The organism is Sulfurospirillum sp. UCH001, assembly GCF_001548035.1.
Taxonomy (GTDB): Bacteria; Campylobacterota; Campylobacteria; order Campylobacterales; family Sulfurospirillaceae; genus Sulfurospirillum.
Genome location: NZ_AP014723.1, coordinates 1,905,334 through 1,919,247 on the forward strand (window position 1 = coordinate 1,905,334; position 13,914 = coordinate 1,919,247).

Sequence of the window (13,914 nt, forward strand, 5' to 3'; positions counted from 1 at the left end):
ATGGCAAATATAAACATAATCGATATTATCGCTGTTTTGATGATGGGAACGAGTTTTGCGGTATTTGGTTTGCGTCAGTACCGTCATAGTGTTCTAGCGTATGCCCTGCAAACGCTCCTATTGGTCGCTATCTTTTTAGCCTTATATACAAAATACGGCACGCACGAGCTTCTTGTCTGGTCAGTGACTGCTTTTATCATTAAAGTTGTTTGTGTACCACTTTACTTGATGAGATTGATTAAAAAGCTGAATCTTGTCGTAGAAGATGAGCCTGTTGGAGGATTTTTTATCTCTCCTGTTGTTGCACTTAGCTTTTCACTTGCGGTTGCGATGATGTTCTATAAAGTCTTTATTCACTTCTCAATTTTTAAAGATGTACTGCCGCTTTTCGCAGCCTCTTTCATCTTTATGATGGGTATTTTTGGCTTTATTTTAAGAACGTCGTTTATCAAACAGATTCTCTCATACTGTCTGTTTGAAAATGGCATTCATCTAAGCCTTGCGCTCATGGCCTATACTTCACATGAACTTGTTGAAGTGGGCATCTTAACAGATGCAGTTTTTGCGGTCATCATTATGAGTATTTTGGCGAAACGATTTTATGCCTCTTATGGAAGTCTTGATACATCTAAAGCGGTTAATTTAAGGGGATAAAATGGATATTTTATTATTAATTCTCATCATACCTTTTGTTTGTGGCGTAGTCATGTTTTTGATGCCACAGAAGTTCCAGATTCTTCAAAAAGTACATGTTGTATTGAGTATCTGTGTTTCAGCACTCTTACTTTCTGCCGTCAGTAAAGTAGTCAATGGAGCCCAACTCTCTATTTTTCATAACTTTATTTTCCTAGACTCTCTAGGTGCTATCTTCTTATCGTTGATTGCTATTACTGGTTTGTTGGTCAATATCTATGCAACAACCTATATGAAGTGGGAACTTGAAGATGGTCATATCAACATCAAAGAGGTCAAAAACTACTTTGCGCTTAGCTTCATCTTTACATGGACCATGAGTCTTAGTGTACTGAGTAATAACATTGCCTTTATGTGGGCAGCTATTGAGGCAACAACCCTTGCTTCTGTTTTCCTTGTTGCTGTTAAAAATGACAAAAAATCTACAGAGAGTGGTTACAAATACATCGTTTTATGTAGCATTGGTCTTGCATTTGCTCTTTACGCAACCATTCTTCTTTACTCTGCTGCCAATGGTAAAATCGATGGTGAAGCGATGCTCTACACCAACCTTCTTGCCAATGCGGCTAATTTAGATAGCATGGCGTTAAAACTGGTTTTCATCTTTGCACTTATCGGGTTTGGAACCAAAGCAGGACTTGCTCCAACACACACATGGCTTCCAGACGTTCACGCTGAAGGTCCAGCACCTACATCGGCTCTTCTTTCAGGTGTACTTCTTAAGTGTGCAATGCTAGGACTTATTCGTTACTATGCTGTTGTTGCAAATGGTGTTGGTTTTGACTTTGTTCAGTCGATTATGATCGTCAGTGGAACATTGACCCTTTTCATTTCAGCATTTTTCTTGATTCGTCAGCACAACGTCAAACGTATGTTTGCGTATCACTCCATCGCACATATGGGTGTTATTGCGTTTGGTTTGGGTGTAGGCGGTGCGATTGGACTTTTTGCGGCACTCTTTCACTGTGCGGCACACTCATTCACCAAAGCACTTGCATTTTGTTCCACAGGCAATATCGCTAAAATCTATGGAACAAAAGATATGACAAAAATGGGTAGTATGATCCGTATAGCTCCACTCACAGCTGTCCTTTTTGGAATTGCCATCTGTTCATTGGTTGGTGTTCCTGGATTTGCCATTTTTGTGAGTGAATTTCTCATCTTTAAAGCTGCAGCCGTAGATGGAAAATATATCTTAATGGGTATTTTTGCACTAGCCTTAGCAATTATTTTTATTGCTGACTTTTCACACTTCTTTTTAGCTTCGTTTGGTAAAGTTGAAGGAAAAGTCGAACATAACGGTGAAATGAAACTCAGTGAAAACTTACCATTGATTGCTTTAGCTATTTTGATTGTTTCGTTTGGTATTTGGCAATTTGATTCCTTTACGTTCCTGTTAGATGAGAGCGTTAAAAACATAGTAAAACAATAATTAGGAATTCCAATGAAATGCGATAAATTTATAGAAGCTCTAGGAACTAGAGTAAAAATTTTAGAAGTTACACGACAGTATGAAGACCAAGTCACCGCTTTGGTTGAATTAAACGATCTTCCAGAAGCAGTTCGCTTCTTGTATTACGATATGGGTGGCTACCTCTCAACCATGATCCCCAATGATGAGAGAAGCATCAACAAACATTATGCCCTCTACTACGCGCTTTCTATGGAAGGTGGCAAAATGTTTGAAGGTGATGAGATCGCGCAAGATGAAAAGTGCTTTGTTACCGTTAAAGTACTTATCTCTCCTGATAGTTTGACTTTTCCATCGGTAACACCACTCGTTCCTGCGTGTGTGTGGTATGAGAGAGAAGCATACGATATGTTTGGACTTATCGCCGAGGGCTTGCCTGATAAAAGACGTTTAGTGCTGAGCGATGACTGGCCAGACAATCTTTTCCCACTCAGAAAAGATGCGATGGACTATCGCTATCGCCCTGACATGAAAGAACATTACATGGAGCCTGAGTATGACTTTTTACGTCCTGAGGGCTCAGGTATTATCGATGTTCCTCTTGGACCATTGCACATTACAGCGGATGAGCCAGGTCACTTTAGACTCTTTTGTGATGGTGATACCATCATCGATGCGGACTACAGACTCTTTTACCAACACAGAGGTATGGAAAAACTGGCTGAAAACCGCATGAACTATGATCAAATGGGTTATTTGGCAGAACGTGTATGTGGTATTTGTGGGTATGCTCACGCCATTGCATGTATCGAGGCAGCGGAAAAAGCAATCAATTTAGAAATTCCTGCTCGTGCGCAAGCCATTCGTGTCATCTGTTCAGAGATCGAGCGTCTTCACAGCCATTTGCTCAACATCGGTCTTGCATGTGAAGTCACCGGTAACTACAATGCTTTCATGCACATCTTTAGAATTCGCGAATACTCTATGAAACTCGCGGAACTGGTTACTGGAGGACGAAAAACCTACGGAAACGTTGTTATGGGTGGCCTTAGACGTGATATGACAGGTATCGAGATCAAAGAGAGTTTACGTATCTTGAAAATCATTGAAACACAAGTCGATGAAGTATGGGATGCCGTTATGGATGACCAACGCCAGATGAAACGTTGGAAAGGTGTTGGTATCCTTGATAAACAAGTGGCACGTGATTTCTCACCTGTTGGACCAAACATCAGAGGTAGTGGCATCAAACGTGATACACGTTATGATCACCCGTATGATTTCTTCAAACAGATCGAGTTTAATGTTGCTGTTGTTGAAGGTGGCGATGTTTTTGCAAGAGAAATGGTACGCTATATGGAACTTAAAAGCTCTGTTTCTATCATTCGCCAATGTTTTGAGCTTATGCCTCAAACACCAATTATTGTCGATCCAACCTTCCATGTTAAGCCTGAAAACTACGCTTTAGCCTATGTTGAAGCTCCACGAGGAGAGAATGTTCACTGGATTATGCAAGGTAGTGCGCAAAAAGTCTATCGTTGGAGATGCCGTGCTGCGACCTATAACAACTGGCCAAGTCTTCGTTTTCAATTCCGTGGTAACACGATTGCCGATGCCGCCCTCATCGTTTGTAGCTTAGATCCATGTTACTCATGTACAGAGCGTGTCACCGTTGTTGACATCAAGAGCAAAAAGAGTAAGATTTTAACCAATAAAGATCTTAAAGAATTTTCTAGAACACTTAAAAATAGCCCGATGAAGGATCTCAAATGATGAAACTTCTTGATATCAGTAAAAAATACGGGGAAATTACGCATAAGTACCCGTTTGAGCCTTACAAAGTTGCAGAAAATTTTCGTGGAAAACCTGCTTATGTATACGATCTCTGCATTGGCTGTGCGGCATGTGGTATCGCATGTCCTTCCAATGCCATTACCGTTGTTTTTAACGATGATAAAAGCAAACTGATTTGGGAGTTTGACTGTGGACGTTGTATCTTTTGTGGAAGATGCGATGAAGTCTGTCCAACAGGTGCAATTAAGCTCAGCGAAGAGTTTGAGCTTGCTGTCAAATTTGATAAATCAGCCCTCATTCAAAGAGGTGAACTGGATGTACAATATTGTACAAAATGCAATAAGCCTTTTAGTGCAAAACGTCTCATTAAATACAGTTTTGAGTGTTTAAGCAAAGCCAACGTGAGTGAAAAAAGACTTGAAGAGGCTAAAAATTATCTTTGTGTTTGTCCTACATGCAAAAAAACGGCTACAGTAGAATCATTTACCAGTGGCAAAGAGATGGTGATAGAATGAAAACATATGAAATGCCAAGAGAAATCGAACTCGCCAATAATTTAGAACAAAAGCTTGAACTTTTACAGCACATTGGTAGAAGTTTTAGCGTTTTTCGTGTGGATTGTGGAAGCTGTAATGGCTGTGAGATTGAAATTTTTGCCGCTATTACACCTCTATGGGATCCTGAGCGCTTTGGTTTTAAACTCGTTGCGAACCCTCGTCATGCGGATATCTTGCTCTGTACAGGTCCTGTAACACGTCAGATGTACTACCCACTTTTACGTGCCTATGAAGCCACACCCGATCCTAAGATCGTTGTAGCCTTAGGTGCATGTGGTGCAACGGGTGGTATCTTTTACGATGCGTATAGTGTTCTTAGTGGCATCGATAAAATCATCCCTGTTGATGTCTACATTCCTGGCTGTCCTCCACATCCTGCAAGCATCATTTACGGTCTTACTACCGCCCTTGGTGTTATGGAGCAAAGACTTCAAAAAGTAAGCTTTGAGGAAGACAACGAAATGCCTCCATTGGTAGCAGATTCTGTTCTTGGAAATACACTCTTTGAAAGAGATCTACTGGTGCAATCAAAAAGACTCATGAGCTATGTATTTGGACGTAAACTTTACGATAAATACCTAAACGCTCTTGTTAAAAGTGGTAACACGCGAGATACGCAAGCGACTAAAATCGCCATTACAGAAGCGATTAAAACAGAAGAAGATCCTAGATATGCGGAGTGTATGGGTATTTTACATAATGAGATTTATACCCAATACGTTACATGTACGGAGGAAGATAAAATAGACCTCCATAGAGTGAAATGGGGACAATAACGTGGTAGTAGTATACAAACTCACCAAACGACATCTTGATGGCGCTAAATCGGGTGATGCAAAACTCGATCAGATTAAAATTTTCTCTACCTGCATCGGACATGGTGTTGGAACGATAGACTTTAGTGAAAAAGTGCTTGAGATACCTGAATCTGAATTTCAACAGATTTTAGAGCATGGTGATGAGTATCTAAGATTTAAAATTGGTAACTTGAGCAAATATTTTGAAATTGAAATCTTTCCTGAACATGCAGCAAAACTTTTGCCGCATGTCATGGAATGCCCTTTTAAAGAGGTCCTTATGGGCTTAAATGAAGGCTATTTGGTTCTTAGAAAAGATTTTAACAGTAACTAGGTGATAGGAGAGACGTGTGAAGAAAGCACTGTTGTGTGTAGGCAATGAACTTAGAGGCGATGATGGTGTTGCGATTGCCGTAGGGCGACTGGTAGAACAACACTTGCCTGAATGGAAAGTCTTTTTTGGATACGACACACCCGAAAATGAATTTGCTGCCCTACGCGCATATGAGCCCGATGTCATTGTCGTTGTTGATGCTATGAGTGGATTCAAAGAAGATAAAATAGAGTTTCTTGACCTGAGCGATGAGAGGACTTATGTTTATTCAACACATAATCTCCCTACCCCTATTTTGTTAAGTTATCTTAGAGATATTTGTACTAAAACTATCTTTTTAGGTATTGCTGTTTTACTTGAGAATGTTTTACATTTTAGCGAAGGCTTAAGTACGAGTGCTCAAAATTCTGCTCTAAAAGCCTTAGATAAAATCAAAGAGTTTGACACGATCCTTGATCAATAACAAAGTTCTTATTCCATTCTAAACCGCTACATTCAAGGGTGTTTTTTGCTGTAAAAAAGCAAAAACATCCACTCTCAAACAGAGTGCTTCATTTTTTTAAACAAAGTTGTTGTAAAATCATCCAACTTTTTAGCGAAATGCATTAATGCACGATGGCTTGAAAGAACCCTATCAATTTTTTTCGGAGCATACGGTTGAAATACTTCAAATATATTCTACTTTCCCTCTTTATTACCTCCCTTGTTCAAATACTCTTATGGACAAAATCGGGTGATCAAATCGTTACATCGCCGCAAATTGGTGACAAATTAGAGTCACTCTCGTATACGCCTTATCGAGGATTTGAGAAAGCGCCAAAAAGCGATGCTGAAATTGCGGAAGATATGAAAACGATTGCGCAAATTTCACGAAAAGTAAGAACCTATGCTATTGATGACGCAAAACGCGTTTTAACAAATGTTAAAGATACCAAACTTAAAGTGGATGTCGGACTTTGGCTCTCAGGCGATAAAAATGCAAACGAAACTGAAATCGAAACTCTTTTTGAACTTACAAAACTTTATGGCCCAAAAATCTCTTCTATCATTGTAGGAAACGAGGTTCTTTTACGTGCTGATCTTACATCTGAAGAACTGATAGCGTATATTGACCGAGTATCAAAACGTACCCGTATTCCTGTAACAACGGCAGAGGTTCAACACGTTTGGTTAACCAATACAGAACTAGCCCGTCATGTTGATTTTATCTGTGTGCATATCCTTCCTTACTGGGAGAAAGTGCCTATTGAAAGAACATTGGCATTTGCAAAAGAGAAGTACGACGCTATTGCTGCGCTTTACCCTAAAAAGCCTATTACCATCGGTGAGTTTGGCTGGCCAAGTAGCGGCTATAACAATGAAAAAGCAGAAGCAACCCTTACCAATCAAATTGCCGCTATTACAGGCTTTTTAGAGATGGCAAAAGCTGAAAAATGGAGTTATAACATCGTTGAAGCATTTGATCAACCATGGAAAGGTGTTCATGAAGGAAGCGTTGGACCGTATTGGGGACTTTTTGACATCAATAAACAACCAAAATTTCATTTTATTAAACAGACTATTATCAATCCGCTCTGGCGTTACCAGATGGCAGGTTCTGTCTTCTTTGGTATTTTACTCACCTTCTTTGGTCTTAGAAATCAGCGTGTAAACTTCGCTCATGCCATTACCTATGCAGCAGCAGCGCAAGCAATGGGCTTTGGTATCGCTATGGCTGCGACCTATCCTTTTGTCTATTACATGAACTTTGGTATGTGGGTCATGTGGGTTATGGGAATTATCTTGATGATTCCTTTGGTTATTATCACGCTTGCAAAAATCAATGAGCTCTTTAAATGTACTCTTGGTATTGCACCTGAGCGTTTAGCACCACTGAATCTCAAATCAGATCACGTACCTTTTGTCTCAATTCATGTTCCAGCTTATAAAGAGCAACCGCATGTTCTTATGGAAACACTTGACTCACTAGCACGTATGAAATATACCAACTACGAAGTTCTAGTTGTCATCAATAATACACCTGAAGAGTTTTACTGGAAGCCAATTGAAGAACATTGTAAAAAGCTCGGCGATAAGTTCGTCTTTTTAAACATTACTTGTAAAGGTTTTAAAGCAGGCGCACTGAATGAAGCACTAAAATATACTAATGAAAAAGCAGAAATCTTAGCCGTTATTGATGCGGACTATGTTGTTGGTGAAAACTGGTTGATCGATCTTGTTCCACTTTTTGATGATCCAAAAGTTGCCCTTGTTCAGGCTCCACAAGATCATAGAGATGGCAATGAATCTCTCATTAAACAAGCGATGAATGCTGAATATGCAGGCTTCTTTGATATCGGTATGGTTGAGAGAAACGAAGAAAACGCTATCGTTGCGCACGGTACAATGCTTATGGCAAGACTCTCTGCTATGCATGAAGTGGGTGATTGGACGACATATACCATTGTTGAAGACTCTGAGCTTGGCTTGCGATTGTTTGAGGCAGGTTATACCGCACACTATACCAACAGACGTTATGGTTGGGGTCTACTTCCAGATACGGTTGAAGCATTTAGAACACAGCGTCACCGATGGGCATATGGAGCTATTCAAATTTTGAAAAAACACTGGCGTCACTTTATGCCATCATCAACATCCCTAACGCCTTACCAAAAATACCATTTTGTGGCAGGTTGGTTCTTCTGGCTCTCTGATGCTTTTGGCGCGATGACTGCCTTTTTAAATATTTTCTGGGTTCCATTTATTATCTTTGTCGGCGTAACCATTCCAACATTACCGTTGACCCTTCCTATTTTGGTGGCATTCTTGGTCAATATTCTTCATGCGTTTATCCTATACCATACTCGTGTCAAAATGGGTATCAAAGAGACGGTACTGAGCGCGATTGCTTCGATGAGCTTACAGCTTGTCATTTTTAAAGCCGTCTATGATGGTTTTGTCAAAGATGGTCTACCATTTAAACGTACTGAAAAAGGTGGAAACACTAAAAAGGTAAACAAGAGTCCTATTCGTCATGAGATGATTTTAGCAACCCTTCTTACCATCTCATTCTTTGCACTGTACTTTACAAACTTTACACGTATTACAGAGATTTATGTTTTTGCCTTCACTCTTTTAATTCAGAGTATTCCTTATTACTCTGCGATTATTCTACGTATTATCGAACTTCAATCTATGAAACCTAAAAAGTAGTGGCAAATGCCACTACTTTTTAAGTAACCTCTTTAAATTCTATTCATAAGAAAATTTAAAAAATTGTGTAAAAAAAGATATGCTAAAAAAGCATGTTTTTGTTTTAATATTTTTCATTGACATTGCTATTTTCATGCTATACACTTTATATATTATGGGCTTATAACCCTCATATAAGGAGTCAAATATGGCTGATCTAATCTATCGTGTCAATATGACAGATCTTAGTTTTAAAATAGAAGAAGTACCATCTGAATGGATGGGTCTTGGTGGTCGTGCATTAACATCGACGATTGTTGCTCAAGAGGTTGACCCAGAATGTCATCCTTTAGGACCAAACAACAAACTTGTTTTCGCTCCTGGTCTTCTTTCAGGAACAAGCGCTTCAAACAGTGGCCGTAATTCCTGTGGTGCAAAGAGCCCATTAACAGGTGGTATTAAAGAATCGAACGTTGGTGGAACCAGTGCTGGCATTATGTCAAAACTGGGTGTAAAAGCACTTATTATTGAAGGTATGCCAAAAGATGAGCAAACCTTTTATCAATTACATGTAACCAAAAACAAAGTTGAATTTAATGAAGTTCCTGAGCTTGTAGGCTTAGATAACTATGCCGTTTTAGATGCCATGGCAGAAAAATACGATAAAAAAGTCGCTGTTATGAGTATTGGTCGTGTCGGTGAAATGCGTATGAACCTAGCAAACATCTCTGTAAAAGATCCAAGTGGAAAACTCAGAAGTCATGGCCGTGGTGGACTTGGCGCTGTTATGGGTTCTAAAAAAATTAAATGTATTACCGTTGATGCAGAGAGCTATAAAGAAGTCACTATTGCTGATCCTGAAAAATTCAAAGAAGCAAGTAAAGTATTTACAAAAGCACTTCAAGAAAACCCTATCAGTGGACAAGGGTTACCAGCATTTGGTACAAACGTTCTTGTCAACATCCTTAATGAAGCAGGTGGTCTTCCAACCCGTAACTTTAGAGCTGGAAATTGGGAATTTGCGGAAAATATTTGTGGTGAAACGATGGCTGAGAACATCAAAGCACGTGGAGGAAAAACAACGCATGGCTGTCATGCAGGCTGTGTCATCCAATGTTCACAAGTTTATAATGACAAAGATGGTAATTACCTCACTTCAGGCTTTGAATATGAAACCATTTGGGCACTTGGTTCTAACTTTGGTATCAATGATTTAGATTTGATCGCTAAAATCGATGGACTTATGGATGACTTAGGTGTTGACTCTATCGAAACATCTGTTACACTTGGTCTTGCAGTAGATGCAGGTATTTTAGCGTACGGTGATGGACAAAAAGCATATGAACTTCTTTCTAAAGACTTACCAAATGGTACTCCAATTGGTCGCATTATCGGTGGTGGTACGCATATATTAGGTAAACTATATGGCTTAGTGCGTGTTCCAACCGTTAAAGGTCAAGGTATCCCTGCTTATGAGCCACGCGCCGTTAAAGGTCAAGGTATCACCTATGCAACAACACCAATGGGAGCAGATCATACCGCAGGTTATGCTGTTGCTACCAACATCTTAAATAGCGGTGGTTATGTCGATCCACTCAAAAAAGAGGGACAAGTTGAACTTGCACGTAACCTCCAAATTGCAACTGCTGCGGTAGATAGCACAGGTATGTGTATCTTTGTTGCTTTCCCAGCACTTGATGATCCAAAATGTTTACCAGCCCTTGTAGATATGATTAATGCACGTTTTGGCTGTAGCCTCACTATTGATGATGTTGTTAATTTGGGTAAAACCATTCTCAAAAGAGAGCATGAATTTAATATCAAAGCAGGATTTGGTAAAGCAGATGACAGATTACCAGAATTTATGAAGTATGAAACACTTCCACCTCACAATGTCGTTTGGGACTTTACAGGTGAAGAGATTGATGAGTTCTGGAACTTCTGATGCGTGTTTTTGTGAAACTCTTTGCGCAGTACCGAGAAGGTCGCTTTAAGGCTGAGCATAAAGAATTCCCAGAAGGGATGACCGCTCAAATGCTCATAGATCTCTTAAAGCTTGAGAGTGTCTCCCCTTTAGGGGTTTTAATGGTCAACGGACGGCACGTTGCAGTTTCCTATGTACTTCAAGAGGGTGATGAAATCGCCCTCTTCCCAAAAGTAGGTGGGGGTTGATTAATGCTCTTTGAGCCCTGAAAGAAGCCTGTATGAACCAGGTGTTCCTGGAGGCAGAAGAGCAACCCTATCGCCTTCATGCAAGAGTGTTTCTTTAGGCGTTACCGTATGATTGACAAAAACAGCTTCAACCTCTTTTTGTTCAAGACCTAAAGAATCGATCAGATCAACAATGCGCGTTTTATCATCAATAACCCATGGCGCATCGATATAGGGAATACCTCTTTGTTTAAGTTTTTCGCGTAAAAATGAAAAAGCATTGAGTATAATGTGCATTGAACATCCTTATCGTAAAATTATACACTAGGCTGAGAAAAAATGGAACTTCTAACATTTTTAAAAGAGCAAACCATCGATGGATTTCTCCCACTTCAAGCAAATTATGAGGCAATCAAACGTTTTTCGTGTACGTTTCAAGAGACTGAAAAAATGGCTCTTCAAAATGGAATCACTCCTCTTCGCTACAAGCGCAACCAAAAAACAATCTCGATAGAAGAACAATACACACTTTTTCAAGCGACGGTACTCATCGTTGGATGTGGAGGGCTAGGTGGGTTTGTCGCAGAAATACTGACACGCATAGGTGTGGGAAATCTCATTTTATGTGACGGTGATGTGTTTGAAGAACATAATATGAATCGTCAAAACTTCTCATCACCCAAAACATTAGGGCGCTTTAAAGCGGAAGTCTTAAAAGAAAAACTCGAAGAGATCAACCCTGCGGTACACATAGAAACCATGACACGTTTTTTTGAGCCACAAACAGATGCACTCCTTATCCAAGAAGTTGATGTGATTGTCGATGCACTAGACAACCCTGATCTTAAATGCCTTCTTGCAAAGCTCTGTTATGAAAAGCAAAAAGCTTTTGTCCATGGAGCAATCGCTGGCTATTACAGTCAATTTTCAACCTCTGCTTTGCTTGAGCCTCTTTATGCTCAAAAAGGGGATGGCGTTGAAAAAAAAGTAGGCAATCCTTCTTTTACCGTCTGCTTTGCAGCCTCAATTCAAAGCACTGAAGTGGTAAAATTGCTCTTAGGAAAACCTCATCTTCAAACACCTCTTATGGGAGATTTATGGGAGTATGAGCTAATTTCGCTATAATCGCAGAAAAAACAGGGAGTGAAATGCAACGATTACAAGAAGCACTTTCAACTTTCCATGCCCTCTGTTTAGGACTGATTTTTTCTGCCTTGCTTATTGTTAAACTCAATCTTATACCTTCTTACGCCTATTATTTCATTTGGCAAAGTACCTTCGTTTTTCTAATGATTGCCATTGTATTAAGTATCTATTTTAACAAAAGTAAACTCTTTGTATTATTGCTCTTTCCACTCTTTTTTGCACTCTGTTTAGCCTTTCCAAACACGCTTTTTACAAAACTGAGTGTTTCCGCCTTTTGGCATATAGCTCCCGTTATTACGGCATTGGGCCATTTACTCATTTATGCGCTGCAAGAACGTGGACTCTTTAGCTCTTTTGGCGCACTTCGCACAGGTATTGGCGTCATTGTTCTTATTGTAGGATACATCGGGCTTAAATATTTTTCACTCTCTCTTCAACAAGCGCTCGATACTCCTATTTTGCATGCAAGCTTGCATGGCATCGCAAAAGCGAGTGATTTTATAGTTATTGTGACACTTATTTCGTTACTGTTTATCTTTTTAATCTCCATGCTCTTTGAAACACAAAGCCAAAAAGCACCATTTTGGATGCTCTTTTCACAAATGATTCCCCTGCTCTTTTTGCAAGAAAGTAACTCTTTTGTCCTGTTCTGCCTTATTGCTTCGTGGATTGCCATTTCTGCTCTGGTGCATGATGCGTATAGAATGGCATATATTGACACATTAACAGGAGTGCCCTCTAGAAGAGCTCTTGAAGAGCGTTTTTTAAGACTAGGATCGCATTATACGATTGCTATGGTGGATATTGATTTTTTCAAAAAATTTAATGACAAATTTGGTCATGACATCGGCGATGATGTTTTAAAACTGGTTGCAAAAGAGCTCAGCCATGTAAAAAATGGCGGTAAAGCATACCGTTATGGTGGTGAGGAGTTTACCATTCTTTTTAGTGGCAAGAAAAAAGAAGATTGTATTATGGCGCTTGAAGAAATAAGGGAGCATATTTTCAGACGAGGCTTTGTTATTCGTGATAAAAATCGTCCTGAAAAAGCACCTAAAGAGATACAAAAAACAACATCTGTTAAAAAAGAACGCCTCTCCGTAAGCATTGGTGTTGCAGTATCTGCTAAAGGAAAAACACCGCAAGAGATTATAAAAATTGCGGATGACGCTTTATATAAAGCAAAAGAGAGTGGTCGTAACTGTTTAATTTGCTTATAATTTACGCATAATTACTTTTTTTAATGTGTTACAATAAATCCAAACTATCCAAAGGATTTTTTCATGAGTAGCACATCCCTCAAATGCTCATTATCAGAATGCAAGGCACGCCTTAAAGCAGTTGAAAACATGAGTTTAGCAGAACTAGAACACTACGCTACACGTTGTTCTACGTGCGGTAATTGGATACTCAAAGATGACCCTATCGCCAATGAAACGTATATGAAAGTTTCAACAAAATGGGCAGAATCATTTAATCAAGCTCTTTTGGAAAATTCCTAACTTAATATTTTTAGATTAAACACTTTTTCTTAACACTTCTTTGGCTTTCTATCACTAGTATATTCCTTATAGCGTCCTAATAATCTTTTGCCTTTTTATGTATTGCAAGGAAAAGGAGTGAGTGGTATGAGTCAAAAGGCCCTTAATTGTTCAGAGAAAGAGTGCAAAAAAAACGCGATCAATTGATATCGATGAATATAAATCAACTATCAGAACAAATCAAGCAGTGTGAACAATGTAATAGCGGCACTTTTAAAACAAATGATGTCGCGACCAAAACCTATCAGGATATATCGCTTTTGTGGGCAGAGGGACACAATAAAGAGACAGGGAAACTTCACTAAAGAAAGTTTCCAAT

14 protein-coding genes are annotated in these 13,914 nt (G+C 39.4%); 13 read left to right on the forward strand and 1 reads right to left on the reverse strand.

Annotated elements, in window-relative coordinates; all coding sequences use genetic code 11:
• The 10 genes from hyfE to UCH001_RS09600 all read left to right on the forward strand — a co-directional run bounded on the left by hyfE (position 1) and on the right by UCH001_RS09600 (position 10,929).
• On the forward strand, positions 1-654 hold the full coding sequence (gene hyfE / locus UCH001_RS09555) for a hydrogenase 4 membrane subunit (protein ID WP_067177287.1): 654 nt from the start codon (positions 1-3) through the stop codon (positions 652-654).
• A 1-nt stretch (position 655) separates the two neighbouring features.
• The gene (locus tag UCH001_RS09560) at positions 656-2,125 is read left to right on the forward strand and encodes a hydrogenase 4 subunit F (protein ID WP_067177289.1); all 1,470 of its coding nucleotides are present in this window, start codon (positions 656-658) and stop codon (positions 2,123-2,125) included.
• 12 nt (positions 2,126-2,137) lie between these two features.
• Positions 2,138-3,877, forward strand: coding sequence for an NADH-quinone oxidoreductase subunit C (locus UCH001_RS09565; RefSeq protein WP_067177291.1), 1,740 nt, complete (start codon positions 2,138-2,140; stop codon positions 3,875-3,877).
• Positions 3,874-4,413 carry a formate hydrogenlyase complex iron-sulfur subunit gene (locus tag UCH001_RS09570; protein ID WP_067177293.1) on the forward strand — a complete coding sequence of 180 codons (540 nt, stop codon included), beginning with the start codon at positions 3,874-3,876 and terminating at the stop codon, positions 4,411-4,413. The genes UCH001_RS09565 and UCH001_RS09570 overlap by 4 nt, the downstream gene beginning before the upstream one ends.
• Positions 4,410-5,231 (forward strand): NADH-quinone oxidoreductase subunit B family protein, encoded by an 822-nt coding sequence (locus UCH001_RS09575; RefSeq protein WP_067177295.1) that lies wholly within the window; start codon positions 4,410-4,412, stop codon positions 5,229-5,231. Before UCH001_RS09570 ends, UCH001_RS09575 begins: the two co-directional genes overlap by 4 nt.
• A gap of 1 nt (position 5,232) precedes the next feature.
• Positions 5,233-5,586 (forward strand): formate hydrogenlyase maturation HycH family protein, encoded by a 354-nt coding sequence (locus tag UCH001_RS09580; protein WP_067177298.1) that lies wholly within the window; start codon positions 5,233-5,235, stop codon positions 5,584-5,586.
• Positions 5,587-5,602: 16 nt separating this feature from the next.
• Positions 5,603-6,049, forward strand: a complete 447-nt coding sequence (locus UCH001_RS09585) for a hydrogenase 3 maturation endopeptidase HyCI (RefSeq protein ID WP_067177300.1) — start codon at positions 5,603-5,605, stop codon at positions 6,047-6,049.
• A 194-nt stretch (positions 6,050-6,243) separates the two neighbouring features.
• Positions 6,244-8,778, forward strand: a complete 2,535-nt coding sequence (locus UCH001_RS09590; protein ID WP_067177302.1) for a glycosyltransferase family 2 protein — start codon at positions 6,244-6,246, stop codon at positions 8,776-8,778.
• A gap of 187 nt (positions 8,779-8,965) precedes the next feature.
• Positions 8,966-10,702 carry an aldehyde ferredoxin oxidoreductase C-terminal domain-containing protein gene (locus tag UCH001_RS09595; protein WP_067177305.1) on the forward strand — a complete coding sequence of 579 codons (1,737 nt, stop codon included), beginning with the start codon at positions 8,966-8,968 and terminating at the stop codon, positions 10,700-10,702.
• Entirely contained in the window at positions 10,702-10,929 is a 228-nt protein-coding gene (locus UCH001_RS09600) for a MoaD/ThiS family protein (RefSeq protein ID WP_067177307.1), read from the forward strand. The genes UCH001_RS09595 and UCH001_RS09600 overlap by 1 nt, the downstream gene beginning before the upstream one ends.
• On the opposite strand, the gene UCH001_RS09605 is transcribed toward UCH001_RS09600, so the two are convergent.
• On the reverse strand, positions 10,930-11,205 hold the full coding sequence (locus UCH001_RS09605; RefSeq protein ID WP_067177308.1) for a MoaD/ThiS family protein: 276 nt from the start codon (positions 11,203-11,205) through the stop codon (positions 10,930-10,932).
• 42 nt (positions 11,206-11,247) lie between these two features.
• On the opposite strand from UCH001_RS09605, the gene UCH001_RS09610 reads away from it, so the two are divergent.
• The 3 genes from UCH001_RS09610 to UCH001_RS09620 all read left to right on the forward strand — a co-directional run bounded on the left by UCH001_RS09610 (position 11,248) and on the right by UCH001_RS09620 (position 13,556).
• Positions 11,248-12,033 carry a HesA/MoeB/ThiF family protein gene (locus tag UCH001_RS09610; protein WP_067177311.1) on the forward strand — a complete coding sequence of 262 codons (786 nt, stop codon included), beginning with the start codon at positions 11,248-11,250 and terminating at the stop codon, positions 12,031-12,033.
• Between the two features lie 23 nt (positions 12,034-12,056).
• Positions 12,057-13,274, forward strand: coding sequence for a GGDEF domain-containing protein (locus tag UCH001_RS09615; RefSeq protein ID WP_067177313.1), 1,218 nt, complete (start codon positions 12,057-12,059; stop codon positions 13,272-13,274).
• A 63-nt stretch (positions 13,275-13,337) separates the two neighbouring features.
• The gene (locus tag UCH001_RS09620) at positions 13,338-13,556 is read left to right on the forward strand and encodes a hypothetical protein (protein ID WP_067177315.1); all 219 of its coding nucleotides are present in this window, start codon (positions 13,338-13,340) and stop codon (positions 13,554-13,556) included.
• Positions 13,557-13,914: the final 358 nt, after the last annotated feature.